The 25,057-nt window shown below is 72.1% G+C and carries 22 protein-coding genes; 8 read left to right on the top strand and 14 right to left on the bottom strand.

Annotated elements, in window-relative coordinates:
* Positions 1–137 precede the first annotated feature (137 nt).
* The gene (gene efeU, locus ACEZDE_RS15430) at positions 138–2,375 is read left to right on the top strand and encodes an iron uptake transporter permease EfeU (protein ID WP_380536727.1); all 2,238 of its coding nucleotides are present in this window, start codon (positions 138–140) and stop codon (positions 2,373–2,375) included.
* A complete protein-coding gene (gene efeB / locus ACEZDE_RS15425; protein ID WP_380536726.1) occupies positions 2,375–3,673 on the top strand; it encodes an iron uptake transporter deferrochelatase/peroxidase subunit in 1,299 nt (432 codons plus the stop codon). Before efeU ends, efeB begins: the two co-directional genes overlap by 1 nt.
* On the opposite strand, the gene ACEZDE_RS15420 is transcribed toward efeB, so the two are convergent.
* The 6 genes from ACEZDE_RS15420 to ACEZDE_RS15395 all read right to left on the bottom strand — a co-directional run bounded on the left by ACEZDE_RS15420 (position 3,613) and on the right by ACEZDE_RS15395 (position 9,712).
* Entirely contained in the window at positions 3,613–4,713 is a 1,101-nt protein-coding gene (locus ACEZDE_RS15420) for a bile acid:sodium symporter family protein (protein WP_380536725.1), read from the bottom strand. The two genes, efeB and ACEZDE_RS15420, sit on opposite strands and share 61 nt — an antisense overlap.
* 248 nt (positions 4,714–4,961) lie before the next feature.
* Entirely contained in the window at positions 4,962–5,630 is a 669-nt protein-coding gene (locus ACEZDE_RS15415; protein ID WP_380536724.1) for a response regulator transcription factor, read from the bottom strand.
* Between the two features lie 4 nt (positions 5,631–5,634).
* Complete coding sequence (locus tag ACEZDE_RS15410) at positions 5,635–6,198, bottom strand: FMN-binding protein (RefSeq protein ID WP_380536723.1); 564 nt, start codon at positions 6,196–6,198, stop codon at positions 5,635–5,637.
* Between the two features lie 33 nt (positions 6,199–6,231).
* Positions 6,232–7,665: a ferredoxin reductase family protein gene (locus ACEZDE_RS15405; protein WP_380536722.1), complete on the bottom strand. Its 1,434-nt coding sequence runs from the start codon at positions 7,663–7,665 to the stop codon at positions 6,232–6,234.
* Between the two features lie 97 nt (positions 7,666–7,762).
* Positions 7,763–8,992 (bottom strand): FAD-dependent monooxygenase, encoded by a 1,230-nt coding sequence (locus ACEZDE_RS15400; protein WP_380536721.1) that lies wholly within the window; start codon positions 8,990–8,992, stop codon positions 7,763–7,765.
* A gap of 87 nt (positions 8,993–9,079) precedes the next feature.
* Entirely contained in the window at positions 9,080–9,712 is a 633-nt protein-coding gene (locus ACEZDE_RS15395) for a GTP cyclohydrolase II (RefSeq protein WP_380536720.1), read from the bottom strand.
* Positions 9,713–9,813: 101 nt separating this feature from the next.
* Here ACEZDE_RS15395 and ACEZDE_RS15390 point away from each other — a divergent pair, with 101 nt between their 5' ends.
* The 4 genes from ACEZDE_RS15390 to ACEZDE_RS15375 all read left to right on the top strand — a co-directional run bounded on the left by ACEZDE_RS15390 (position 9,814) and on the right by ACEZDE_RS15375 (position 14,815).
* Complete coding sequence (locus ACEZDE_RS15390; protein ID WP_380536718.1) at positions 9,814–10,299, top strand: MarR family winged helix-turn-helix transcriptional regulator; 486 nt, start codon at positions 9,814–9,816, stop codon at positions 10,297–10,299.
* Between the two features lie 188 nt (positions 10,300–10,487).
* Positions 10,488–11,444 carry a thaumatin family protein gene (locus ACEZDE_RS15385; protein ID WP_380536716.1) on the top strand — a complete coding sequence of 319 codons (957 nt, stop codon included), beginning with the start codon at positions 10,488–10,490 and terminating at the stop codon, positions 11,442–11,444.
* Positions 11,445–11,541: 97 nt separating this feature from the next.
* On the top strand, positions 11,542–12,765 hold the full coding sequence (locus ACEZDE_RS15380) for a cytochrome P450 family protein (protein WP_380536715.1): 1,224 nt from the start codon (positions 11,542–11,544) through the stop codon (positions 12,763–12,765).
* An 82-nt stretch (positions 12,766–12,847) separates the two neighbouring features.
* Positions 12,848–14,815: a Xaa-Pro dipeptidyl-peptidase gene (locus ACEZDE_RS15375; RefSeq protein WP_380536713.1), complete on the top strand. Its 1,968-nt coding sequence runs from the start codon at positions 12,848–12,850 to the stop codon at positions 14,813–14,815.
* A gap of 71 nt (positions 14,816–14,886) precedes the next feature.
* Here ACEZDE_RS15375 and ACEZDE_RS15370 read toward each other — a convergent pair whose 3' ends face one another.
* The 7 genes from ACEZDE_RS15370 to ACEZDE_RS15340 form a co-directional block, all read right to left on the bottom strand.
* Positions 14,887–15,243: an SH3 domain-containing protein gene (locus tag ACEZDE_RS15370; protein WP_380536710.1), complete on the bottom strand. Its 357-nt coding sequence runs from the start codon at positions 15,241–15,243 to the stop codon at positions 14,887–14,889.
* 80 nt (positions 15,244–15,323) lie between these two features.
* Positions 15,324–15,515, bottom strand: coding sequence for a hypothetical protein (locus ACEZDE_RS15365; RefSeq protein WP_380536709.1), 192 nt, complete (start codon positions 15,513–15,515; stop codon positions 15,324–15,326).
* A 111-nt stretch (positions 15,516–15,626) separates the two neighbouring features.
* Positions 15,627–17,408, bottom strand: a complete 1,782-nt coding sequence (locus tag ACEZDE_RS15360; RefSeq protein ID WP_380536707.1) for a putative Ig domain-containing protein — start codon at positions 17,406–17,408, stop codon at positions 15,627–15,629.
* Positions 17,409–17,563: 155 nt separating this feature from the next.
* Positions 17,564–18,319: a class I SAM-dependent methyltransferase gene (locus ACEZDE_RS15355; protein WP_380536704.1), complete on the bottom strand. Its 756-nt coding sequence runs from the start codon at positions 18,317–18,319 to the stop codon at positions 17,564–17,566.
* A gap of 95 nt (positions 18,320–18,414) precedes the next feature.
* Complete coding sequence (locus ACEZDE_RS15350) at positions 18,415–19,899, bottom strand: DUF2254 domain-containing protein (protein WP_380536701.1); 1,485 nt, start codon at positions 19,897–19,899, stop codon at positions 18,415–18,417.
* A 22-nt stretch (positions 19,900–19,921) separates the two neighbouring features.
* Entirely contained in the window at positions 19,922–20,839 is a 918-nt protein-coding gene (locus tag ACEZDE_RS15345) for a C40 family peptidase (RefSeq protein ID WP_380536698.1), read from the bottom strand.
* Positions 20,840–20,860: 21 nt separating this feature from the next.
* Positions 20,861–22,411, bottom strand: coding sequence for a DUF1906 domain-containing protein (locus ACEZDE_RS15340; protein ID WP_380536696.1), 1,551 nt, complete (start codon positions 22,409–22,411; stop codon positions 20,861–20,863).
* Between the two features lie 266 nt (positions 22,412–22,677).
* On the opposite strand from ACEZDE_RS15340, the gene ACEZDE_RS15335 reads away from it, so the two are divergent.
* Positions 22,678–23,352 carry a sigma-70 family RNA polymerase sigma factor gene (locus ACEZDE_RS15335; RefSeq protein WP_380536695.1) on the top strand — a complete coding sequence of 225 codons (675 nt, stop codon included), beginning with the start codon at positions 22,678–22,680 and terminating at the stop codon, positions 23,350–23,352.
* A 187-nt stretch (positions 23,353–23,539) separates the two neighbouring features.
* Complete coding sequence (locus ACEZDE_RS15330) at positions 23,540–23,887, top strand: chaplin (RefSeq protein ID WP_380536693.1); 348 nt, start codon at positions 23,540–23,542, stop codon at positions 23,885–23,887.
* Positions 23,888–24,090: 203 nt separating this feature from the next.
* Here the strand turns inward: ACEZDE_RS15330 and ACEZDE_RS15325 are convergent, their stop codons facing one another.
* Positions 24,091–24,663 (bottom strand): AAA family ATPase, encoded by a 573-nt coding sequence (locus tag ACEZDE_RS15325; protein WP_380536691.1) that lies wholly within the window; start codon positions 24,661–24,663, stop codon positions 24,091–24,093.
* Between the last annotated feature and the right edge of the window lie 394 nt (positions 24,664–25,057).

The following is a 25,057-nucleotide window of genomic DNA, read 5'->3' as shown; positions in this document are numbered from 1 at the left end:
CGGACCGGAGGTGAGAAGGCACCCCGGGCGGTGTGACGAATCTCTTGCCGAACTCAATTGTCTACAGCGGCGTAGACAGGTCGTGAGGAGGCGCTAAGGTATGCCTAAGCTAAGCGTGCCGAGCAGAGGGATCATCCATGTGGGACGACGCGTTCCCGAGTTTTCTGATCGGGCTCAGGGAGGGACTTGAGGCCGGACTTGTCGTCTCCATCCTGGTCGCCACCCTGGTCCGGGCGGACCAGAAGTCACGGCTTCCGCAGGTGTGGACCGGTGTGCTGGCCGCGATCGGACTCTCCCTCAGCTTCGGCGCCGTTCTGACCTTCACCGCCAACAGCCTCTCGGCCACCGACCAGGAGGCCTTCGGCGGCTCGCTGAGCATCATCGCCGTCGCCTTCGTCACCGCCATGGTGTTCTGGATGCGGCGCAACGCCCGCAACCTCTCCGGCGAGATCCGGGAGAGGGTCGGCGCGGCACTGGCGGTCGGCTCCGGGATGCTGATCGCCACCAGCTTCCTCGCGGTGGGCCGCGAGGGCCTGGAGACGGCACTGTTCATCTGGACCACCGCGCAGTCCGCGGGCGAGTCCACCGGGCCGCTGATCGGGGCCGCGATCGGGCTGGTGCTGGCGACCGGGCTGTGCTGGGCGCTGTACCGGCGGGTGCTGCGGATCAACCTGACCCGGTTCTTCACCTGGACCGGGGCCGGACTGATCGTCATCGCCGCGGGTGTGCTCGGCTACGGGCTGCGGGACCTCCAGGAGGGCGGCGTGCTGCCCGGCGGGCACGCCTTCGCGATCGACCTCAGCGGCAGCGTGGACGCCAACTCCTGGTACGCGACCCTGGTGCAGGGGGTGTTCAACCTGACCACCCAGATGACCTGGCTGCAGCTCAGCACGTACGTCGTCTACCTGGCGATCGTGATGGCCCTGTTCCTGGCCGGGGTACGCGCCCCCAAGCCCGCCGCGGTCGCGGCCGGCGCCGAGGCCGCGGGGTCCGAGGCCGCAGCCGCAGCCGCCAAGGCGGGTGTCGGGGCCGCCGGTACAGCAGCGGCAGGTGCCGCAGCAGCCGAGGCGGGGGCTGCCGAGGCCGGTGCCGCAGCCGCCGAGGCCGCAGCCCCCTCCGCCGCCTCCGTCCCCACCTCCGTCCCCGCCTCCGCAGGCACGGGCAGCTCCGCAGGCGCTGGCACCGCCGAAGGCGCGGGCGCTCCCCCGCGTCGTCGCGAGCGGCCGCGCTGGTTGGTGCCGGTGGCCGCGGTGGCCGTCCCGGCCGTGGTCGCCGCCACGGTCATCGCCGCCAGCAGCGGCAAACCCGCCGCCGCCGCGACTGTCTCGGTGTCACCGACCGACTGCGGCAACGGCTTCACCGCGCCCAAGCCCGGCCAGCAGACCTTCCAGATGCACAACACCGGCAACGCCACCTCCGAGGTCTACCTGATCGACCCGTCCAGCAGCGCCGTCTACGGTGAGGTGGAGAACCTCGCCCCCGGCACCACCCGGGCGCTCACCGCCACCATAGGCAGCGGCAGCTACGCCTGGCGCTGCGTGCCGACCGGCGGCAAAGCGGTCACCTCCGCCGTGGTGAAGGTCAGCGGCGGCAAGCCGGTGCAGGCGGTGCTGCCGCTGGCCGCCGCCGACCTGGACGCGCCGCTCGCCGCCTACAAGGCCTACGTCGACGCGGGTCTGGCCACTCTCACCACCGAGACCGCCAAGCTCCAGGCCGACCTGCACCGCGGCGACCTCGCCACGGCCAAGGCCGACTGGCTCACCGCCCACCTCCAGTACGCCTCGCTCGGCGCGGCCTACGGCACCTTCGCCGACTTCGACAGCGCCATCAACGGCCGCGCGGACGGACTCCCCGGCGGCGTCCAGGACAAGGACTTCACCGGCTTCCACCGGCTTGAGTACGGGCTGTGGCACGGCCAGTCCGCGGCGACCCTGGCCCCGGTCGCGGACAAGCTCACCGCCGACGTGGTCGGACTGCGCAAGGCGTTCCCCACCCAGGACTTCGACCCCGGCGACCTGCCGCTGCGCACCCACGAGATCCTGGAGAACACCCTGCAGTTCGAGCTGACCGGGGACACCGACGAGGGCAGCGGCAGCAACCTCGCCACCGCCCAGGCCAACCTGGCCGGCACCCGCGAGCTGCTCACCGTGCTCCGCCCGCTGATCACCGAGCGCAGCCCCGCCCTGCTCACCGGTGTGGACGCGGACATCACCCGGCTCTCCGGCCTGCTGGACTCGGCTCACCACGGCACCGTCTGGACCCCGGTCGAACAGCTGGAACCGACCCTGCGCGCCGAGATCAACGGCGCGACCGGACAGCTGCTGGAAGACCTCGCCCCCATTCCCGACCTGCTCGAGATCCGGAAGTCCGCCTGATGACTGATCAGCCCCAGCTCCAGCCTCAGCCCTCGACCGGGACCTGCCCCTTCGGCTTCGGCGCCTCGCGCCGTACGGTGATGAAGTCCGCGCTGAGTGCGGGCGCGGTCGGCGCGGCGGTCGCCACCGGCGCGGTCACCTTCGGCAGCGGCTCGGCCTCGGCCACGACCGCCGAGTCGTCAGCCGCGCCGGACAGCGGCGCGGTCTCCTTCCACGGCGCGCACCAGGCCGGGATCACCACCCCGGCCCCGGGCTTCGCGCTCTTTCTCTCCTTCGACGTCATCGCCCAGGACCGGGCCGCCCTGGAGCAGTTGTTCCGCACGCTGACCGACCGGATCCGCTTCCTCACCTCCGGCGGCACCCCGCCCGACCTGGGTGTGGGAGCGCCGCCGTCCGACAACGGGATCCTCGGCCCGGTCGTCCCCACCGACAGCCTGACCGTCACCGTCGGCGTGGGCGCGTCCCTGTTCGACTCCCGTTACGGGCTGGCCGCGCAGCGCCCGCGCAAGCTGACGCCGATGCGGACCTTCCCCAACGACAACCTCAAGGCGACCGAGTCGCACGGCGACCTCTCGCTGCAGATCTGCGCCGACCGGCAGGACACCGTGCTGCACGCGCTGCGTGACATCGCCAAGCACACCCGCGGCCAGATGCAGGTGAAGTGGCGCATCGACGGCTTCCAGAACACGCCCCGCCCCACCGGGGCGCCGCGCAACCTGCTCGGCTTCAAGGACGGCATCGCCAACCCGGACACCACCTCCAGCCGGGAGATGGACCGGCTGGTGTGGGTGGACGCGGGCGGCGGCGAACCAGCCTGGGCCACCGGCGGCAGCTACCAGGTGGTGCGGATCATCCGGATGCTGGTCGAGTTCTGGGACCGGGTCTCGCTCACCGAGCAGGAGCTGATGTTCGGCCGACGCAAGGACACCGGCGCGCCCCTGGACGGGGCCGTCGAGACCGACATCCCCGACTACGCCAAGGACCCGCAGGGCAACGCGATCCCGTTGGACGCCCACATCCGGATGGCCAACCCGCGCACCGCCAAGACCGACGACTCGCGCATTCTGCGCCGGGGCTACAACTACGACCGCGGCATCGACCCGGTCGGCAACCTCGACATGGGACTCGCCTTCTGCTGCTACCAGCAGGATGTGCAGCGCCAGTTCGAGGCGGTGCAGACCCGGCTGATCGACGAGCCGCTGGTGGACTACATCTCGCCGACCGGTGGCGGCTACTTCTACGTGCTGCCGGGCGTCCTGAACGACACCGACTGGCTGGGCCGCACCCTGCTCGCCTGACCCTGTGCCAGGGCCGGGCCCGGGTCTGGGTCCGACTCGTCCAGCAGGTCCGGCGGGTCCGGCAGGTCCGGCGGTGGCAGGAGCCGGTGGACCGAGCCGGCCAGCACCTTCTGCAGCATGCTGTAGGCCAGGATCGGCAGCAGCACCAGCGGGTGGTCCGGTATCCGGGTCGCCGCCAGGACCGCGCCGGCGCTGCTGTTGTTCATCCCCGACGCGTAGGTCAGCGCGATCGCGTCGGGGCGGCCGAACCGCAGCCGCCCGGCCACCACCCAGCCGGTGAGGAAGGAGACCCCGCACATCGCCGCCGCCGCCAGCACCACCAGCAGCAGGAAGTCCGGGTCGGGCCTGCGGACCACCGGTTCCAGCGCACCACAGGCGTTGGTGTAGCTCAGGGTGATCACCACGATCAGGTTGAACAGCCTGACCGCCGGCAGCACCGGCGTCAGTTCCAGGCCGAGCAGCGCGACCAGACGGCCCGTCAGCAGGCCGAGCGCGCACGGCAGCACCACCGTCAGCGTGGTGAACAGGCTGCCCGCCGTCCGGGCGGACTCGTGCAGGTCCGCGGCGTAGTCACCGGTCGTCAGGAATCCGCCCAGGTGCAGGCCGAACGGGATGGTCAGCGGGCTGAGCAGGGTGGACCCCACGACCAGGCCCAGCGTCAGAGTGGCGTTCCCCTCGCCGCCCTGGGCGTAGACGGTGGCCCCGGCGGCCACCGGCATCGCCCCGATCAGCGCCAGCCCGACCAGCAGGCTCTGCGCCTCGCGCTGGCTGTGCCAGCCCTGGGCCGCCACCGACCCCGCGGCCAGCAGCAGGGCCGGCAGCAGCGCGTTGACGGCGATGCCGAGCAGCAGCGGACCGGGCCGCCGCAGCAGCGTCGGCAGCAGTTCGGACCTGGCGGTCAGCCCGGCGTTGAAGACCACCAGCGCCAGCAGCCCCGCCTGCAACGGGAAGCCGACGCCGCCGAACCGGCCGAGCGGGACCGCCCGCAGGCTCTCGCCCGGCCCCGGCAGGACGGCGGCGAGGGTGTACGTCACCAGCATGATCCAGAGCAGGTGGCGGTGCAGGGCGCCGCCGACGGATCGAAGGACTCGGGACAGGTGTGCGGACGGACCGGCGGACAGAGTGGCCGACGGACGTGTGGACGGGTTCGCGGGCATGGCGAATACCCCCGTTCGGGACGGCGGGGCGATGAGGGTGGTGGTTCGTGAACACCCCATCACGCCGACGTCAACCCGGTCGACCCGCCCCCGGAAAGGTCATCACAACGGGTGACGGTGACCACGGTGAGTCACGACGACGAGGCGGTGATCCGGTAGCCGGCCCCGACCAGGGTCTCCACCAGGTCCGGCGCCCCGAGCTTGCGGCGCAGCCGGTTGACGGTGACCCGGACCGTGTTGGTGAAGGGGTCGGCGTGCTCGTCCCAGGCCCGTTCCAGCAGCTGTTCATGGCTGAGGACGGCGCCGTCGGCGGTCAGCAGCACCTGCAGGACGGCGAACTCCTTCGCCGTCAGCGCGATCGGTCGCCCGGACCGGTGCACCGTCCGCCGCAGCGTGTCCATGGTGAGATCGCCGCAGGTCAGTGCGGCCGGATGGGAGCGGCCTCGGCGGCCGAGCGCCTGGATGCGCAGGGTCAGTTCGGCGAAGGAGAAGGGCTTGCCGAGGTAGTCGTCCGCGCCCAGGGTCAGCCCGTCCACCCGGTCGTCGGTGCCGGACAGCGCGGTCAGCATCAGGATCATCGGGGAGTCGGGCCGCCCGGTCAGCTCGCGGCAGACGTCGTCGCCGGAGCGGCCGGGCAGGTCGCGGTCCAGGACCAGGACGTCGTAGGCGCCGTTGATCTCGACCTTGGCCAGGGCGTCGTCGCCGTCGTGGCTGACATCCACGGCCATGCCCTGGTCGCGCAGCCCCTCGGCGATGCGCTCGGCCAGCCGCCGTTCGTCCTCGACCACCAGAATCCTCATGTGCTCATCCTCTCCCGGCGGCGTCGAGCGCCGCCTGCAGGGACCGGGCGTAACCGGCCGAGGTGTAGGTCGCGCCGGAGACCACGTCGATGTCCGCGCCCTGCGCCTTCAGCGCCTCGGCCCGCAGCACCGGAAGGGCGAACGAGTCGATGTCCTGGCTGCGCCCGCCGTCGGTCTCCTGGAGCACGACCACGTCGGTCAGTCGCCCGGCGGTGAGGACCGCCTGGACCTGGACGGTGCCGTAGCGGGTGTCCACCGCCGCCCCGGTGAACCGGCCGCTGCGCCCGGCCGGGGTCGCGGCAGCCCCGGCGGCCGGGCCGGAGCTCGGGACGGTGCTCGGACCGCCACTCGGTCCGGTGCTGGATCCGGCGCTCGCCGTGGGCCGGGCCGTGGGCGCCCCGTGGTTCGATCCGACACCGGGGCCGCCGCCGATCCTGACGCCGCCCCCGCCACCGCTGTCGCTGACGCCCAGCGCGGAGCGCGGCGCCCCGGCCGACTCCGCCTTGACGCCGACAACCAGGGCTATCCCGGCCGCCGTGGCCGCGAGGCCGATGGTGATCCTGCGCATCGCCGCTTGCCTTCCTCGCCCCTGCGACGGGGCCTAGAACTCGAACGCCTCGGTGTGGATCCGCCGCGCGGGCACTCCGGCCAGGAGCAGCCCGCGCCGGGCCGCGTCGGCCATCCCGGCCGGGCCGCACAGAAATACCTCACGCTCCCTCAGATCCGGTACCACCCGCCGCAGTTCCTCGGCGCCCAGCGGATCGCGACCCTGCCCGTCCCGGCCGCCGCGCCCGTCGCCGCCCCCGTCGCCGCGCGGGCCGACCAGCGGATGCAGGCCGAACCCGCGCCGGGCCGCTATCGCCGCCAACTCCCGGTAGAGCACCAGATCCTGTTCCCGCGAGGCGCGGTAGAGCAGCACCACGTCGGCGCCGTGCCCCGGCAGCGTCTCGTAGAGGGCGCGGATCGGAGTGATTCCCGCGCCGCCCGCGATCAGCAGCACCCGGCGGCCCCGCTGTCCGCGGTGCGCGGTGAACGTCCCGTACGGGCCCTCGAACCAGACCCGGGTGCCGGGGCGCAGCCGGGCCAGCGAGGCACTGCCGTCGCCGAGGTCCTTGACCGTGATCCGCAGCCGGTCGCCGCCGGGCGCGGCGGAGAGCGAGTACGGGTGCGACTGCCACCAGTGCCCGGCCGCGAGGAAGCGCCAGCGCAGGAACTGCCCCGGGCGCGCGTCCAGCCGGTCGAGGTTCCGTCCGGCCAGGTGCAGCGAGAGCACGCCGGGGCCCTCGGCGACGACCTGGGTGACCCGCAGCCGGTGCCGCAGCGAGCGCGCCAGCGGGAGCCCGATCCGGAACAGCAGTACGGCGGCGGCCACCGCGGCGTGCGCGCCGGACCACAGCAGCCGGTTCCGCGCCGAGGTGGAGAAGTCGGCGCCGACCGCGAACTCGTGGGCGAAGGCGAGCCCGGCCGCCAGGTAGACCAGCAGGTGGACGTGGTACCAGGTCTCGTAGGAGAGTCTGCGCCGCACCGCGCGGGCGGAGAGCACGCCGACCAGGAGCAGCAGGCCGAGCGCGAGCGCGGAGAGCCAGACGTCGGTGTAGTCGAACACCACCGTCACGCTCTCCGTGACCGGGTTCCTTCCGCCCTGCCAGGCGTAGCCGGTGATGATCAGCACCGCGTGGGCGCAGGCCAGCACGACGGTGTACTCCCCCAGCGCCCGGTGGTAGCGGGCGACCACGTCCGAGCCGATCCGGTTCTCCAGCCACGGCACCCGTGCCATCAGCGCGACCAGCACCAGGATCAGATAGGCCGCCAGCAGCCCGGCGACCCGTCCGGCGGCGGTCAGGCAGGCCGCGCCGGTGTTCAGCGAGCCGGGGATGGTGTTCTGCCACCACAGGAACAGCACCGGGCCGACCCCGGCGCAGAGCACCGCCAGCAGCGCGGCCGACCACAGCCGACCTGTCCCGGGCAGCGCCGACCGCCGCGGCCCGGCCCGGTGCCGGGCCGACCGCGCGGGCGGCGAACTGACCGTGGACACGGGGGCGGCTCCCAGGCGGGCGGCGGACGGCGGACACAGGCGGGACCGCCCACTCTCACCGGCCGGGCCTAACGCTGCCGTAACAGGCCGCCGCAGCTCACACCCGGTTCGGGCCCGACTGGGCCGCCTCCCGGGCATGCAGGGTCCGGACCACCCGGGGGCCGAGCCACTTCCGGAACTTCCGCAGCGCGGTGAACTCCTCGGCGGCCTGGTTCACCCAGTAGTACATCTGCGGCGGCACATGCGGCAGCAGCGGTGAGTGCCGCTGGCCGAGCAGCGCGAAGAGCTGGGTCGGCTTCAGCCGGAGGTAGCGGTCGATGTCCTCGTACCACTGGGCGCTGTAGCGGGCCGCGCTCTGGGTGGACAGGATGGCGGCCTTCCGCTCCTGCTGGTAGGCCGCGAGCGCGGACGGCAGGTGCTCCGGGTGTGCCCGCAGCGCGCGGGCCAGGCCGATGGCGTCCTCCAGCGCCAGCGTGGTGCCCGCGCCGACCGAGTAGTGGGTGGTGTGCGCGGCGTCCCCGATCAGCACCAGGTTGTCGTGGTGCCAGCTGTTGTTGGTCATGGTCCGGAAGCTGAGCCAGGGGGCGCTGCCGACGCCGTCCGCCCGCATCAGCAGCGGGTGGCCGTCGAGTTGGCGGGCGAAGATCCGTTCCAGCAGGGCGAGGCTCTGGTCCTCCCCGAGCGTGCCGAATCCCAGCCCGGCCCAGGTCTCCGGCGAGCACTCGACCACGCAGGTGCTGCGGTCGTCCTGGAACCGGTAGCCGTAGAACCAGATCCAGCCGTGCTCGGACTCGACGAAGGCGAAGGTGAACGCGTCGAACACCCGGCTGGTGCCCAGCCAGATGAACCGGTTCCGCCCGTTCGTGACCTCGGTCCCCAAGTGCTCCGCGTGCTGTCGGCGGAGTCGGCTGTTGACCCCGTCACCGGCCACCACCAGGTCCGCGTCCGGGAGTTGGTCCAGGCTCGCGATCTCGCTGCCGTACTCGACCCGCACCCCGAGCTCGGTCGCCCGCTCGGCCAGGATGTCGAGCAGCCGCTGCCGTCCGATGCCGAAGCTCTCGTCCCCGCGGTGGGTCGTCACCTCGTCCCTGATGTGCGCCTCGCCGTCCACCCAGCGCACGGACTCCGCCCCGATGGCCGCCGCGGTGGCGGGGTCGCCGTCCCGGAGCTTGTCGAGCAGGTCGCTCCAGTAGGTCACCCCCCACCCGTAGCTGGACCCGGCCGGATTCCGCTCGTGGACGGTGATGTCGTGGCCCGGGTCGAACCCCTTCATCACGATCGAAAAGTACAGACTGGCGGGCCCTCCGCCGACGCACGCGATCCGCATCTGCTTCCCATGATCCTTGTCGGTCACCGTATGTGATCAATCGCATACGCTAGCAGCCGCACAGGATGCTCACAGGGAGCGCCGAGATCAGCCCGCGAGTTCGGCCAGTTGGATGGTGTGCCGGGTGTGCTCGACCTTGGCCCGCAGGTAGCGCAGGTTGCTGGCGGTGACGTGGGCGTCGGTCGGGACGCGTTCGGCGATGTCGACGCCGAGGGCGGCGAGCTGCTCCGCCTTGTCCGGGTTGTTGGACAGCAGGCGGATCCGGTCCGCATCCAGCGCGGCGAGCATCTGGGCGGCGGCGCTGTAGTCGCGGGCGTCCTCGGGCAGGCCGAGCGCGGCGTTGGCGGCGTAGGTGTCGAGACCGTCGTCCTGCAGGGCGTAGGCGTCCAGCTTGTTGTAGAGGCCGATGCCGCGGCCCTCCTGGCGCAGGTAGAGCAGGTAGCCGCCGGTGGCGGCGATCCGCTCGACCGCTTCGCGCAGCTGCGGACCGCAGTCGCAGCGGGCCGAGCCGAAGACGTCGCCGGTCAGGCACTCCGAGTGCAGGCGCACCAGCGGCACGTCGGCCGCGGCGGGATCACCCAGCACGACCGCGAGGTGCTCGGCGCCGTCGACCAGTCCGTGGAAGGTGACCATCTCCGCGTCCACGGTGTAGCCGTCGCCGAAGCGCAGCGGCACCCGGACCCGGGTGCGCACGGTCGCGGCAGGAAGGTTCTGGGACATGGTCGGCTCCGCTCAATCCTGGTTTGTTCGAATCTGAACCACATCGAACACGGCGACCCTACCCCGTGCTTCAAATTTGAACAACGGGGTAAAGTGGGAATATGACCGCCGAACCCCGATGGCTGGACGACCAGGAGCGTGCCGCCTGGATCGCCTTCCTGGCCGCGAGCAACCTCGTCGCCCGGAAGCTGGAGCAGCAGCTCAAGGAGGAGGCCGGGCTGTCCCACACCCAGTACGAGGTACTGGTCCAGCTCTCCGCCGCCGAGGGGCGCGCGCTGCGGATGACCGAGCTGGCCGACCTGCTGATCACCTCCAAGAGCGGGCTGACCTACCAGATCACCCAGCTGGAACGGGCCGGCCTGGTCTCCCGGCGCTCCTGCCCCAGCGACGTCCGCGGCGTCATCGCCGAGCTGACCGACCAGGGCATGGACGTGCTGCGGCGGGCCGCGCCCGGCCATGTCGAGGCCGTGCGCGAGGCGTTGATCGACGTGCTCACCCCCGAACAGCGGGACCACCTTGCCGAGGGCCTGGGCGAGGTCAGCCGCAGGCTGCGCGGTGTCGGCGGCCGGGCCGACCTGACGCCGTAACCCGCGCATCCCGTTCGCTGGGTGCCGCCGGCAGCCCGGCGGCGTTTTTGTGTTGTCGGGTGGCCGCTCACTCCGTCTCCTTGTCCGGAACCGCCGGTGACGGCGACGAGCGGAGCGGAGAGGCGGCCATGGGGCGCAGGCGACACCGGGCAAGGTCGGTACGAGGGTGGTCGGCCGCCGTCCTCGCGATGGTGGCCGCGATCGTGACCGTCTACTGGGCGGCTTCGCCGTCCGGGCCGGTCGGCGGCACGGCGGTCAGCGGCGCAGCGGTCGGCCGGTCCGCAGCCGCCGTCGGCAGCGCCGGTCCGTCCGGTTCCGCGGGCGTGGGCGTCACGGCGGACCCGTCGCGGTCCGGGCGGCCGAGCCCGTCGTCCGCCCCGGCCTCCGGCGCGGGCGGGCAGACCACCCGTCCGTCCGCCAGGACGTCCGCCAAGGCGACGACCGCCACGACTGCCGGCGGCACCGCGCCGACCGGCAGTCAGCGCGGCATCACCCTGGTCAACCACACCCAGCAGACCATCTGGGCCGTCGTCAGCAACACCTCGCTCTACCCCGACGGCCGCAAACTGGCACCGGGGCAGAGCACCTCGCTCACCGTCGGCAACAGTTGGGGTGGCCGGATCTGGGGACGCACCGGCTGCACCACGGACGCCCACGGCAGCTGTCTGACCGGCGACTGCACCACCAGCTGCTCCGGCCCGACCACGCCGACCACGCTGGGCGAGTTCACCTTCAACGCCTTCGACGGCATGGACTTCTACGACGTCAGCATGGTGGACGGCGCCAACCTCCCGATGTACATCAACATCTCACACACCGTCACCACCGACCCGGTGAGTGCCGCGGGCTGCTACAAGGGGAGTTGCACCCGCCCCGTGGTCTGCCCGAGCGCCATGCAGGCGGTGAACGGCGGCCAGGTCATCGGCTGCAAGCCGCCCTGCGCCGCGTTCGGCGGGGACACCTACTGCTGCCGGGGCGCCTGGGCCGGACGGGACAACTGCGTCCCCGCGAAGTGGCCGGTCGACTACACCCAGGTCTTCAAGAAGGCCGAGCCCTACGCCTACTCCTACGCCTTCGACGACTCCGCGACCATGGCCTGCAAGGGGCAGTGCTCCTACCGGGTCACCTTCGGCACCACCGGCTAGCGCCGCCCCCGGACGTGGCGCCCCGCCCCGGGCACGAGTGTCCGCACGCGCGTGTCGCCGACCTCCGGTGGGCGGCGGCAGATGCAAGGGTGGGGCCATGACCGACCCGGCCCAGCACCCGCGACCGCACCCGGCTCAGCCCCCGCACTCCCCCGACGACCCCGCCGCCCCCTACTCCGGCTACGCCCGTATGCGATCCGGCTGTCCGGTCCAAGCCCTCGCCGCCGACGGCCCGTCGGCGGCCGGGCCCGGCAGCTACCTGGTCACCGGATACGACGAGGCCCGGCAGGCGCTGGCCGACCCCCGGCTCTCCAAGGACACCGCCGCCTTCTTCGCCGACAAACCGTCGCAGCGGCAACTGCATCCGGCGGTGGCGCGGACCATGCTGGCCACCGACCCGCCCGAGCACACCCGGCTGCGGGCGCTGGTCACCCGGGCGTTCAGCACCGGCGCGGTCGCCCGGATGCGCCCCTATATCGCCTCGGTGACCGAGGAGTTGCTCGACCGCTGGCCGGTCCGCGGCCGGGTCGACCTGGTCGCCGACCTGGCCGTGCCACTCCCGGTCACGGTGATCTGCGAGCTGCTCGGGGTGCCGGAGGCCGACCGGGCCGAGGTCAGGATCTGGTCCGCCGAACTCTTCGCCGCCGGGCAGCCCGAACGGATTGACGCCGCGTCCCACGCCCTGGCCGACTACCTGTCGGCGCTGATCGCCGCCCGTCGGCGCGCACCCGGTGACGCCCTGCTCGACCAGCTCATCGCCGTCCGCGACGGCTCGGACCGGTTGACCGAGGAGGAACTCCTCTCCCTCTCCGTGCTGCTCCTGGTCGCGGGGCACGAGACCACCGCCAACTTCCTCGGCAACGCCGTGCTCGCGCTGCTGCTGCACCCGGACGAACTGGCCGGGCTGATCCGGGAGCCCGCGCGGATCCCGGACGCGCTGGACGAGTTGCTCCGCTTCGACGCCCCGGTCAGCACCGCCACCTTCCGCTACGCCGCCGAACCGCTCACCCTCGGCGGCGTGCACATCCCGGCCGGGGCGCCGGTGCTGGTCGCGCCGGGGGCGGCCAACCGCGATCCGCTGCGGTTCGCCTCCCCCGACCGGCTCGACCTGACCCGGGACGCCTCCGGGCAGCTGGGCTTCGGCCACGGCATCCACCGCTGCCTGGGCGCACCGCTGGCCCGAGCAGAGGGGGAGATCGCCCTGCGGGCGCTGCTGGCCCGCTTCCCCGGGCTGCGCCTCGCCGTCCCGGCGGACCAACTCGCCTGGCGCCGCACCCGGCTGATGCGGGGTCTGGTCAGCCTGCCGCTGCAGACCGGCTGAGGATCACATCGCTGTGAAATTCTTGTTCGTGTCTTGTCAAATCTCTGTCGGGGCAGACCGCCGCCAACTACCTTCGTCGCTTGTGATTACTCGCCGCTCACGCGCGCTCACCGTCGTCACCACGACGCTCATCGCGCTCACCCTGGCCCTGCTCGGCTCCCCACCAGCCGGAGCGAGCACCGCTCACCCGCCCACCGCCGCTACCGGCACCGTGCAGAACGGCGTCAGCCAGCCGCTCTACTCCTACGCCAACGCCGTCCGGGAGACCGTCTGGGTCGACACCGGGCTCGACGGCGACGGCGACGGCCGCACCGACCGGGTGGCCGCCGACATCATCCGGCCCAGTGAACCCGCCGCGGCCGGACTGAAGATCCCGGTCATCATGGACGCCAGCCCGTACTACTCCTGCTGCGGGCGCGGCAACGAGGACCAGCTCAAGACCTATGACGCGCAGGGGAAGCCGGTCCAGTTCCCGCTGTTCTACGACAACTACTTCGTCTCCCGCGGCTATGCCGTGGTGCTGGTGGACCTGGCCGGGACCAACCGCTCCGACGGCTGCGTGGACGTCGGCGGCCCGTCCGACGTCACCTCCGCCAAGGCCGTGATCGACTGGCTGAACGGCCGCGCCACCGGCTACTCCGCCCGCACCGGCGGCAGCAGCGTCACCCCGACCTGGGCCAACGGCTCGGTCGGCATGATCGGCAAGTCCTGGGACGGGACCATCGCCAACGGGGTCGCCGCGACCGGCGTCGCCGGGCTGAAGACCATCGTGCCGATCTCCGCGATCAGCTCCTGGTACGACTACTACCGCTCGGACGGCGCGCCCCTCTACAGCGGCACCCCTGCCGACCTGGCCGGAGAGGTGGAGAGCTCGACCGCGGTCGCGCACTGCGCCGCCGTGCAGAAGCAGTTGGCGGCGGGCTCCCCGGCGAACGGCAACTGGTCGGCGCTGTGGCAGCAGCGGGACTACGTCGCCTCCGCCGCGAACGTCAGGGCCAGCGTCTTCGTGGTGCACGGGATGCAGGACCTGAACGTCCGCGACATCAACTTCTCGCAATGGTGGACGGCGCTGGCGCAGACCGGTGTCGACCGCAAGATCTGGCTGTCCCAGACCGGCCACGTCGACCCGTTCGACTACCGGCGCAGCGCCTGGGTGGACACCCTGCACTCCTGGTTCGACCACTACCTGTTGGGCGTCGACAACGGCGTCCAGAACGGCCCGGTCGCCGACATCGAGCGAGCGCCCGACCAGTGGACCCAGGACGCCACCTGGCCCGCTCCGGGGACGGTGACCAGCACGCTCGACCTCAAGCCGGGCGCGCTCACCACCGCGGCCGGCAGCGGAACCGCGAGCTTCACCGACAACCCCAAGCTCGGCGAGGACGACTGGGCCGCGGACGTGAACAGCACCACCAAGGAGAAGACCGCCTTCACCACCGGCGCGCTGACCTCCGACCTGCGGATGTCCGGCGGCGGCACGATCACCCTGAGCGTGAAGTCGTCCACCAGGAGCGCGCACCTCAGCGCGGTGCTGGTGGACCTCGGCCCGGCCACCATCCGGAACTACGAAGGCGCGGGGGCCGGGATCACCACGCTGACCACCCGCTCCTGCTGGGGCGACAGCACGGCCGGGGACAGCGCCTGCTTCCTGGACACCGCAGCCGACACCGAGCAGGTCGGCTACACGATCTTCAGCCGCGGCTGGGCCGACCTCGGCCACTACGCGGGGCTGAACCAGACCTCCACCATCACCCCGGGCACCTCCTACTCGATCACCTTCAACCTGGCCGGCACCGACCACGTCGTCCCGGCCGGGCACCGGCTGGCGCTGATCGTGGCCGGGACGGACAACGGGCTGCTCAACCCGCCGTCCACCAAGCCGACCATCACCCTCGACCTGGCGCACTCGTCCCTGCACCTCCCGCTGGTCGGCGGCGCCGGCACGCTGCCGCAGGCGGTGGTGCCGGCGACGACGGCGACCGCGCCGCTGCTCAAGGGCCTGAGCGAGGGTCAGCAGGGTTTGGCCGCGGGTGAGGAGGACTTCCGCTAGGCGCGGTTCCCGGTCCTGGCAAGCGCCGCCTCGGCCGTCCCGCCGCCTCGGCAAGGCGGCCGAGGCGGCGGCTATGCGAAGGTCCGGCACTCCTGGGCGGCGGCCAGGTAGCGGGCCGCGACCCAGCCCGTGGTCCGGTCCGGGAGCCCGCGTCCGGACCGGCCCGACAGGGTGACCCGGACCCAGCCGCCGGAGCGGGCGCCCGAGGTCAGCCTGTCCCCCGGGTCGAGCAGCCCCAGCACCGTCCCCGCGCCCGTGGACGGCGCGGAGCGCAGCCGGAGCGCGTCGGTGGTGGCGTGCAGGCCGCACCAGTTCCACGGGACGAACGCCTCCGCCGCGGAGGCGGCCGGAGCGACGGCGACGACGGAGGCGGAGAGGGCGGCGGCGGCCAGCGCGGAGGCGAGCAGGACACGGAAACGGATACGCATGCCCTGAACAACGCCCACGACGGACCGGCGTCACGGCGCGGGTCCGTGCAGGCCGGTTCAGCCCCGACCGGCCCCCGCCCTCACCCCGCGAGCCGCTCCGGCAGGCCGAGTCGGGGCCGCCCCGCGCAGTGGCAGGCGAGGCAGGCGACGACGGTCGCGCCGCTGCCCGAGTCGCTGTGCACCACGGCGACCACGATCCCGACCCGGGTCCACCGGTGGCAGGCGTGGCAGGCGCCGGGGTGCACCCCGGTCGGTCGGTCGAGCTCGTCCATCGCTACCCCCATGGCGTGTACACCATCAGGTTAGGATCCTCGCCCGCGAGAACGACCCACCCGCACCGGAAACCGCATATGCCGATTCCCGCACCAGCCGGGCGGACCGGCTCAGCCGACGTTGAGGCTGGTGTCGTCGAGGACGAACGAGGTCTGCTTGGTGTAGTCCTCGGCTCCGGTGAACTTCAGCGTCACCGTCTGCCCGGCGTAACCGGCCAGGCTGAAGCTGTGCTGGAGGTAGCCGCCGGCCGCGTTGGTGTTGGAGTAGGTCGCCAGCGTGGACAAGACGGTGCCGGCGGAGTTCAGCACCTGCACCTTGAGGGTGTCGTAGGCCGTGCTGCCGGTCTCCGCGGTGTTGATGTGCAGCCAGAAGCTGAAGGTGTCGGTGGCGCAGCCGCTCGGAATGGCCACGGTCTGCGCCAGGGTGTCGGTGGTGGTGGTGCCGTAGCCGTCCAGCCAGGCGTCGTAGCTGCCGGTGCGGGCGGGCTCGGCGGTGGTGTGGCTGACCAGGCTGCCGCCGGAGGGGTGGGTCTCGGTCCAGGGGGCCGCGGTGCCGGTCTCGAAGCCGGGATTGGCCAGCAGTTGCCCGGCGGTGCAGCCGCCACCCCCGGCGGCGGTCACGGTCCAGGTGAAGGTCGCCGATCCGGCGGGCCCGGTGGAGTCGGTGGCGGTGACGGTCACCGAGCTGCTTCCGGCGGTGGTCGGGGTGCCGCTGACCAGCCCGGTGGCCGGGTTGACCGACAGCCCGGCGGGCAGGCCGCTCGCGGTCCAGCTGACGGTGCCTCCGGCGGTGTCGCCCGCGGCCAGTTGCAGACTGGTGGCGGTGCCGACGGTGGCGGTCCTGGTGCCGGGGTTGGTGACGGTGACGGCTCCGCCGCCACCGGTGCCGCCCGAGCCGGTGGAGAGCCAGTTGGTGGCGTTCAGGGCGAGTGCGGCGTCGGTGCCGCCCGGGTCGTCCCAGCCGTTGTAGAGGGTGTTGCCGCTGCTGCCGGTGCCGTCGTCGACCGGGGAGCTGTCGCCCCAGATCGCGACCCGGCCCGCACCGAAGGTGCTGGTCACGAAGAAGGCGTTGGTGTTGCCGCCGGTGGCGCCGGTGGTCAGGTAGAGCAGGCCCTTGACCGACGGGTTGTCAGCGGGCTTGAGGGTGAAGGTGGTGCCGTCCGCCAGGATGCTGCCGGTGACCGTGCCGAAGGGCCCGTGCAGCACCGGGTCGGTGGCGTCGGTGATGGCGCGCGGGTCGTCTTTGGAGATGTCCTTGAGGTCGACCGAGAAGCCGAACGGGTCGGTGTTGTCGACGCCGTTGCTGGTCATCAGGTCGTTGATGATGGCCGGGGAGTCCCAGCCGTCGTTGTTGCGGTCGCTGCCGTTGTGGTCGGAGATCAGGAACAGCCCGCCGCCGTGCTGCACGAACGTCATCACCGCGGTCTTCTCGGCGGTGCTGAGCCGGATGTTGGGCTCGTCGATGACGAAGGTGTCGAAGTTGGACAGGTCCAGCGCGTTGGAGGTGCCGTAGGTGATGGTGTTGCCCGAGGGCAGGGTCTTCAGGCTGTAGTCGCCGGTCTTCTGCAGTGCCACACCCCAGGCCGACAGCGCGCCGGTCCAGCTGCTCTCGGAGGTGGGGTTGGGGTTCTGGGCCAGCGGGTCGGGCTGACTGGTGCTGATGACCCAGTCGGCGTTCCCCGCGGTCTCGGCCTTGGTGTTGTCGAACAGGACGCGGTGCTGAGCGGTTGCGGCGGGGGCGGCGGGGGCCACGGCAGGGGCAGCAACGGCGGCGGTCGTGGTGCGGGCCAGCGCGGGATGCCCCGCGGCGACCAGCGCGCCGAGCGCGGCCAGGGTCGCGACCGTGCCGAGTGCGGCCCGGCGGGGACGGGTTGCGGTACCGGTTCTGATCATTCGTCGAACTCCTCGGCTGGAGGTCTGAGGTTTCGCTACGCGCGTAGGCGAACGGCCGTCAAGCAGCATGGGGGTTCTCCATGGCGTGTTCCCCCATGCTCCGGCATCCAGCACTTGAATGGAACATGGCAAAATAGGCGGCGCTGTCCTGCGTGTCAGTCCGCGCGGCGGGCCACGACCAGGCGACAGCGCGGGCTGCCGTCCTCCAGGAAACCGAGTCCGGGCAGCGCGGCCGTCTCCACGGTGAACCCAACCTGCTCCAACTCGGCACGCACTGAAGTCAGTTGGAAGGTGCGGTAGTACATGGTGAACGGCGGGCGGAGCAGCACGTTGCGTGCCTGCATCACCGCGTCGAAGCCCCAGAGCGCCCAGTACAGCGGCGAGCAGACCCGGGCCGGCGCGACCACCGGGAAGGCGAACCGGCCGCCCGGCCGCAGCGCGTCATGGACCTGCGCGAACAGCGCGGGCCGCTCCTTCGGCAGGAAGTGGCCGAACGCCCCGAAGCTCACCGCGAGGTCGAACGCACGGCCGAAGGGAAGCCGCCGTACATCCGCACGGACCCAGTCCACCACCGGCCCTGACGCTGCTTCGGCCGCTTCCGCGGCTCCCGTCGCTTCCGCCGCGCGGCGGCCCGCGGCGAGCATCCCCGCGCTGAAGTCGACCGCGACGACCCGCTCGCGGCAGAGCTGTCGCAGCACGTCCACGCCCGCGCCGGTGCCGCAGCAGAGGTCGATCCCGGCGTCGAACGGGCCGAGCCGGGTGAGGACCGCAGCTGCTTCGTCCAGGACCCGGTCCGGTGTGCGGAACGGGGTCTCGTCGAACTTGGGGGCGAGCAGGTCGTATCCGCGCTCGGTGGAGGAGAGCGCCTGGACGGCGAGTTCGCGGAAGGTCGGACCCTGCGGTGTGAACACCCCGGCAGCCTAGCCCCAACCGCCGTCGCTTCCCGGCAGGTTCGGGCACGGATTCAGGCTCGGGTCCACGTTCGGGTTCAGGCTCGGGTTCGGGCTCAGGCCAGGTCGGTGCCCGCCTCGGAACCGAGCCCCTGCGCGTCGGGCCGTCCGGCCAGCCTGCGGTCCAGGGCCTGGGACCAGTGGCGGCCGGCGTGGGCGTCCATCGCGGCCAGCCGGACGGTCAGCGCCTCCGCCTGCTCCTCCGAGCAGATCCAGGCCAGCCGCTCGAACAGGGCCCGGAGCCGGCGCAGCACCTGCATGCTGTCGGCGGCGAAGTGCCGGACCTCGTCGGTGCCGACGCAGACGTAGTCGGCCCAGGTGCGGACCGGGTGGCAGAACCGCGCGTCCCCGCTCATCCCCGCGCCCGGCGGCGCCACCGGGACCAGCAGCACCAACAGGTCCTCGATGTGGTCCAGCGCCTGGACCGCGCGGGCCGGATCGTTGATCGCCGGGGACATCGCCTTGAGCGCCACGTCGACCAGGGTGCGCAGCGCACCGGCCGGATCGGCCTCCGGGCTGTAGCACTCGGCGAAGAGCAGGCAGCGCAGCAACTGCTCCGGCTTCACCGCGTCGTTGGCGCCGTGGACCAGGAACAGGGTGCTCCGCAGGGCGATGAAGTCACCCGGGTAGGCGCACAGTTCCAGCCCCACCCCCCAGCGCTCGGCGAGGCGGCGCAGCCGGGGCTCGTTCCAGGCCAGCAGTACCTGCCCGGTGCGCGGAGGGCGGGCCAGGTCGACCTCCATCGCCTCGGGGTCCCGGACCGGCCGTACTCCCCCGTACGGCCGCGCTCCCCCGGTCGGCGGGGACAGCCGCACCACCGCCCTGCTGCCCTGGCCGCCGACCCGGCGCAGCAGCGCGCCGGAGTTCAGCACCAGCGCCACCCGGGTGACCAGGGCGAAGAACAGGCAGGCGGAGAGGATGGTCAGCCCCAGCGCGAAGATCGTGGACAGCACCGGCCGGTAGTCCTGCTGACGGACCGCCAGCCGGATCGCGATCAGCAGCGAGTAGAGGAAGGTGGCCATGAAGGTCCCCATGGACCAGCGCATCACCGCGTCCTGCTGGAGCATCGGCACCACCCGGACCGAGAGCTGGGTCGCGCCGAACTGCATGGCCAGGGTGATCGCGGTGAACACCAGGCCGGTGAGGGTGATCATGCCCCCGGCGATGGCGCCGAGCAGCGTCGCCATACTGCCGGTGTCCAGCAGCGGGAACAGCCGTTCGCCCACCTCCTGGGAGGCGTCGTCCAGCCACCGGTCCAGCGCGGGCAGCAGCCAGGACAGCAGGACGGCGGCGGCCAGCAGCGCCATCGGGACGGCCCAGGGCTTGCGCTGACGCATCCTGCGCCGGGCCCTGCGCCACTGCGCCCGCGGGGACGGCGCGACGGACGGGTGCCAGGGAGCGGGCCGCGCGGCCGTCATCGCCGCGCGGCGGGACGCCTCGAAGGTGTGGTCATGCTTCGCATGATCATCACTGAACCGCCGTCGATCAACCAGCCGCGCCGACGGCGGGCCCGGGAACCCGCCGTCGGTCGCGGTCAGCACGCGGTCAGCGCACCCGGCCCGCTCAGCAGTTCGGGATCACGATGCCGTTGTTGTCGTCGGCCTGGTCGTTGCCCCAGAGGGTCAGGTAGTAGGCCGACACGTACTGACCGGCCGGACCCACGTCCGGATCGGTCCGCAGCCACCAGTGGTTGTAGACGCTGCTGTTGCCGATCATGCGGCCCCAGACCTTGCAGTACACGTAGTTCGTCCCGGCGTAGAGCGTGCCGGTCTGCGCGGTGCTGGTCGCCGAGGCGTACACCGGGGCGTTCGGAGCGGTGTCCGCCCAGTAGTGGACCGAGGTGGCCGCCGTGCCGGGGTAGAGCCGCACCGCCGCGTAGTAGTCGGAGTGACTGCTCATCGGGGCCACCTGGACGTAGCCGCCCGAGTACGGCGACTCCACGATGTACCCCTGGCCGAGGTAGATCGCCACATGGTGCACGCCCGCCGCTGTCGTCCCGAAGAACACCAGGTCACCGGGCAGCAGCGGGGCCGTGCCGTCACTCGCGTAGAAGTGCGCGACCTGGCCGGCGTTCTGGATCTGCTCCCAGGTCGGCCCCGGCACGACGTCCGTGCCAACGGCGAGGTCGTACGCGTAGCGGACCATGCCGGAGCAGTCCAGACCCACCACGTTGCAGTCGTTGGGTGCGCCGTTCGCAGGGTCGCAGACGCCGAGGGTCGGACCGGGGGTCGGACCGTGGCCCCCGCTCCAGGAGTACGGGGTGCCGAGCAGCCCGCAGGCCTGCGTCACCGCCGCCTGGGCCTGCGGCGCGGCGCCCGGGGCGAGGACCCCGCAGACGGGGGCGGCGGCGTGGGCCGGTTGCACCCCGGCCGCCGCCCCGGTGACCAGGCAGCCGATCAGCAGGGCCGCGAGCGCTATCAGTCTCACCGCGGTCGCGGCGGGGCCGTTCCGTGCGGGTTGAGCGGGTTGATATGTCGTCATCTCATCCTCCGGGACAGGGGGTCAGCAGTCGGGGATGACGTTGCCGTTGTTGTCGTCGGCCTGGTCGTTGCCCCAGAGGGTCAGGTAGTAGGCCGACACGTACTGACCGGCCGGACCCACGTCCGGATCGGTCCGCAGCCACCAGTGGTTGTAGACGCTGCTGTCGCCGACCATGCGGCCCCAGACCTTGCAGTACACGTAGTTCGTCCCGGCGTAGAGCGTGCCGGTCTGCGCGGTGCTGGTCGCCGAGGCGTACACCGGGGCGCTCGGAGCGGTGTCCACCCAGTACTTGGCGGGCGGGGGCGGCGGCGTGGAGCCTCCTCCGTCGACGTCCAGGTAGTCGCCGTCCACGTTGATGGTGACGCCGCCCCAGGTCTCGTCGGCGCCGCCGTGGTACTGGTGGATGCGCTGGTGGTCGGCCCAGTCGGCGGCGGGGACGTAGCTCCCGGCGTCAGTGTCGGCCACGTTGTTCCACCAGGCGAACCAGATGTGGTCCGGCAGGGTGTAGGCCCCGGTGGTGTACTGGCCCGCCAGGTCGCTGATCCCGGATCCGGCGCTGGAGTAGACCCCGGAGAGGTAGCCGCGTGCGTGCAGTTCCTGGGTCCACCCGGACAGGTAGTTCAGCACCCCGATGCGGCAGGAGCTGTTGCTGCTGTCGTACCCCTCCATGTCGTCGTACAGGGCGCTGCCCCCGGGGATGCCCAGGGACTGGGCCTGGGTGACGGCGTCGTCGGCCTCCGCCGCACCCTGCGCACTGGCCGTCGCGGGATCGGTGGACACCAGGTGCCCGAAGCTGTTGCACGGCGCCTGCGAGCCCACGTAGATCGGCATGATGTGCCAACCGCCCGCCGTCACCGTGCTGACCCAGCCGGCGGTGAGGTTCGGCTGGTCACAGGCCCGGCTGTTGCCGCCGATGTAGACGCCCACGCCCCGGTACGGGGAGGCCGCCCACGCGCTCATCTGGGCGGTACTGGGGGCGGCGCAGGCCTCGAAGCCGCTGCCGGTGTAGCCGCCGGGCTGCACCGGCACATCCTGCGGAACGGCCTGGGGAACCGCCGCCGCCCTGACCGCCCCGGCACCGGGCCGGGGGGCCGGGACGGCCACCGCGTCGCTGCTGAGGCCGCCCGAGCGGAGCACCTGCTCGACACCGGCGCTGCTCGCCCCGAACGAGGCGGTGACGAGGACCCCGGCGGCGGGCACGGCCAGGTGGATCTCACCGCCGACCGGGGCGACACCCTCGGGACGGTAGGTGGCGGTGCCCTGCGGCGCGACCTGCGTGTCCTGGCCGCTGCTCGCCTCGCTGACGGCGTCCAGCGGTTGCAGCAGCAGCGCGTCGGTCCGACCGACGAGGTGCGAGGGGCAGTCCGCCTGGCTGCCGGGGTGGCCGAGGTAGACGGCGTGCACGTCGAAGCGCACGCACGCCCCGGGGGTCCTGGCCAGGTCGACGACCGGCCAACCAGCGGGGACCCGCAGGTGGTAGCCGTGATAGCCCACCACCTGCGTACTCGGACTGGCAGCCTGCGCGCCGACCGCGCCCAGCAGCGAGGACACCACCGCCAGGCTCGCGGCCACAGCCGCACCCGCCAGGCGTTTGACTCGGACAGTTCCAGCCCTGTGCATGCGAACCTCCAGGAAGGAAGGACGGTGATCACTTCAGACGGGTCGTCACGTTCCCCCGCCATTAAGAACGAAGCTATCCACCACTGGCAAGTCCTTGAGCGAAAGTTATTAACGGCGCGATCGAGGGTACCGAGGGTTGTCCATCGAACGGGTGAGGAACGCACCGGACGGCCTCAGACGCCCAGACGTGGCCTGACGGGCCATTAGGCTCCGAACCGATGAACAACTCCACGCCGTCACCCACCACGACCCGCGCCATGAGCCACGGCGACCGCACCAGCCGCACCGACCGCCCGGAGCGTGTCGACCGCACCGACCGCGTCGATGAACTCGCCCCGTGGATGCGCGCGTGCGCGGCGGGCGACGCACACGCCTTCGCCGTCCTCTACACCTCCCTGTTTCCGCAGATCAGGGCCACGGCATGGGCAGTGCTGCACGACCGGGCCCAGGCCGAGGAGGTCGCCCAGGACGTGATAGCCGAAGTCTGGCGCGGCGCGGCCCGGTTCGACTCCCACCGCGGGCAGGTGACCCCGTGGGTGCTGACGATCGCCCGGCACCGCGCGACCGACCGGGCCCGCTCCCGGGCGACGGCCAGGCACCACGAGGAACGCTACGCGCACCTGACGCCGAATCACGCCTTCGACACCGTGGCCGAGGAGGTCCTGAACCGCCTCGACGCCCACCAGGTGCGCGGGCATCTGGGGCAGTTGAGCGACCTGCAGCGGCAGGCACTGGCCCTGGTCTACCTGCACGGCTCCACGCACGCGGCCGGCGCCCGGACCCTGGGCGTCCCGTTGGGCACCTTCAAGTCCCGCGTCCGCGACGCGCTGACCCACCTGCGCCGCGAACTGCACCCGGCAGCCACTGAGTTCACTCCTCCGGACGATTCGTAGGACAAGCGACCGCGGTGCCGGCACCGGCCGACCGCGGGACGGGCCGCTGGCCCATCGGGGTGAACCTGCCGTGTGGCAGCCGTCCGCTCGGGCGCGGGGAGCGAAGTATCCGCAACAGGACGACACCACCGCCGCGGTGCGCCGAACACGCCACCGGGCCCGGTGTTCCACCTCTCGAAGGAGATCCATGATCAACCGTTCGGTCCGTACCGCAGCCGTGCTCACCGGTGCCGCCGGCGCCCTGGTCCTGGCCGCGGCCGGCACCTCCAGCGCCGACAGCAACGCCTACGGAGCCGCCTTCGGCTCCCCCGGCGTCCTGTCCGGCAACGTCATCCAGATCCCGATCGACGTGCCGATCAACGTCTGCGGAAACTCCGTCAACGTCATCGGCGCCCTCAACCCGGCCTTCGGCAACCACTGCAGCAACGGCGGCGGCGACTACGGCCACGGCGACATGGGCGGCTGGCACGCCACCGGCTGGCAGCACACCTGGCACCACGGCGGCGACGACAACAACTGCGACTCGCAGGACTGATCCCGGCCCCCGGCATCCGCGGCAGACGCGGTCGCGTACGGCGCGGGTGAGGTGAGGCCAGGTGGCGGGCGAACGGCTCTTGGGGCCGGTCGCCCGCCACCGCCATCTCCGTAGCCACAGCCGTCGCCGTCGGCAGCCCGGCGCTCAGAGCAGCTTGACGGCTGTCGTCGAACCCGGCGCACGTTCCAGAGCCCGCCCGCGCGTCATCGAGAATCGCGGCCGAAGGTCGCACGCGTGGCAAATGCGACGATTCCGTCCAGGGCAGGCCTCCAGTCCCGCGTGGTGTCCACCAGCAGGCAGGGCACGTCGAGTGCGATGGGGACCCACGACTCGATCGGCCGTTCGCCCGTCGCGATGCGGTGCAGCAGATCGGCGTCCGCGTGAACGGCACGCGAGGGGACTTCGGCGGCGCGGCGCCTGATCCGCTCGTGGGCGAGTTCGGGAGCGACGGCGCAGCGTACGACGCGGATGTCGGCCAGGTCCGCGAACGGCTCCAGGCCCGGATGCCACAGGCGGTCCTGGAACGCGGCCTCCGCCACCGCATTCGCCCCCGACTCCACCAGTTCACCGATGGTGCGGAAGAAGACCTCCAGCACCCTGAGGTCCAGGGGGCGTCCGGCGGAATCGGAACCGCCGCCGCCCGCGGCCATCCGTTCCTTGATCTCGTCGCGGCAGACCGCCGGCCAGCCGAGGGCGTCGGCCAAGGCGTGGGCCAGCGTCGTCTTGCCCGACCCGGGCGGGCCACTGACCGCGACCAGCGTGGGGTGTCGCCTCATACCGCGCCGCCTCCCGTTCGACCAGGACACCATTCTCGGCGAGCGCGGCGCGGTCGTGCCCCAGCACTCAGCTTCGTTCCACCTTGTGAACGCACAGCTCAGCAGTACCGGGTACGCGCGTACGAGAGTTCGGCTTTTGAATGTTAGGAAACTTTCCTGACATACCTATTGACGCCATGTCATGGACGCTAGTTAACTCTGGCCGGGCAAGCGCATGTGCTTCCGCCTGGAACCGGTTCCGGAAATTGGTCCAGACCCCGACCGGGCCCGCGCAGCGCGCCTGCAGTCACGGCCGAGGGGCGAGCCGCCCATTCGTTCAACTCTTGAATGCAGCCTGCCCACCGGCCGGGATACCGAGCACCTCGGAAGCACCCCCACTTCCACCTTCCCCCAG

Origin of the sequence: Streptacidiphilus cavernicola, assembly GCF_042510955.1 — a bacterium.
Lineage (GTDB): Bacteria > Actinomycetota > Actinomycetes > Streptomycetales > Streptomycetaceae > Streptacidiphilus > Streptacidiphilus cavernicola.
Note: the sequence above shows the minus strand (reverse complement) of the source record. Positions and strands in the feature narration are given on the sequence as shown.

Bases quoted from the DNA above. Each gene is read 5' to 3' on its own strand.
- efeU (WP_380536727.1), top strand. From the start codon at position 138: ATGTGGGACGACGCGTTCCCGAGTTTTCTGATCGGGCTCAGGGAGGGA.
- efeB (WP_380536726.1), top strand. From the start codon at position 2,375: ATGACTGATCAGCCCCAGCTCCAGCCTCAGCCCTCGACCGGGACCTGC.
- ACEZDE_RS15420 (WP_380536725.1), bottom strand. From the start codon at position 4,713: ATGCTGGTGACGTACACCCTCGCCGCCGTCCTGCCGGGGCCGGGCGAG.
- ACEZDE_RS15415 (WP_380536724.1), bottom strand. From the start codon at position 5,630: ATGAGGATTCTGGTGGTCGAGGACGAACGGCGGCTGGCCGAGCGCATC.
- ACEZDE_RS15410 (WP_380536723.1), bottom strand. From the start codon at position 6,198: ATGCGCAGGATCACCATCGGCCTCGCGGCCACGGCGGCCGGGATAGCC.
- ACEZDE_RS15400 (WP_380536721.1), bottom strand. From the start codon at position 8,992: ATGCGGATCGCGTGCGTCGGCGGAGGGCCCGCCAGTCTGTACTTTTCG.
- ACEZDE_RS15395 (WP_380536720.1), bottom strand. From the start codon at position 9,712: ATGTCCCAGAACCTTCCTGCCGCGACCGTGCGCACCCGGGTCCGGGTG.
- ACEZDE_RS15390 (WP_380536718.1), top strand. From the start codon at position 9,814: ATGACCGCCGAACCCCGATGGCTGGACGACCAGGAGCGTGCCGCCTGG.
- ACEZDE_RS15385 (WP_380536716.1), top strand. From the start codon at position 10,488: ATGGTGGCCGCGATCGTGACCGTCTACTGGGCGGCTTCGCCGTCCGGG.
- ACEZDE_RS15380 (WP_380536715.1), top strand. From the start codon at position 11,542: ATGACCGACCCGGCCCAGCACCCGCGACCGCACCCGGCTCAGCCCCCG.
- ACEZDE_RS15370 (WP_380536710.1), bottom strand. From the start codon at position 15,243: ATGCGTATCCGTTTCCGTGTCCTGCTCGCCTCCGCGCTGGCCGCCGCC.
- ACEZDE_RS15365 (WP_380536709.1), bottom strand. From the start codon at position 15,515: ATGGACGAGCTCGACCGACCGACCGGGGTGCACCCCGGCGCCTGCCAC.
- ACEZDE_RS15360 (WP_380536707.1), bottom strand. From the start codon at position 17,408: ATGATCAGAACCGGTACCGCAACCCGTCCCCGCCGGGCCGCACTCGGC.
- ACEZDE_RS15345 (WP_380536698.1), bottom strand. From the start codon at position 20,839: ATGACGACATATCAACCCGCTCAACCCGCACGGAACGGCCCCGCCGCG.
- ACEZDE_RS15335 (WP_380536695.1), top strand. From the start codon at position 22,678: ATGAACAACTCCACGCCGTCACCCACCACGACCCGCGCCATGAGCCAC.
- ACEZDE_RS15330 (WP_380536693.1), top strand. From the start codon at position 23,540: ATGATCAACCGTTCGGTCCGTACCGCAGCCGTGCTCACCGGTGCCGCC.
- ACEZDE_RS15325 (WP_380536691.1), bottom strand. From the start codon at position 24,663: ATGAGGCGACACCCCACGCTGGTCGCGGTCAGTGGCCCGCCCGGGTCG.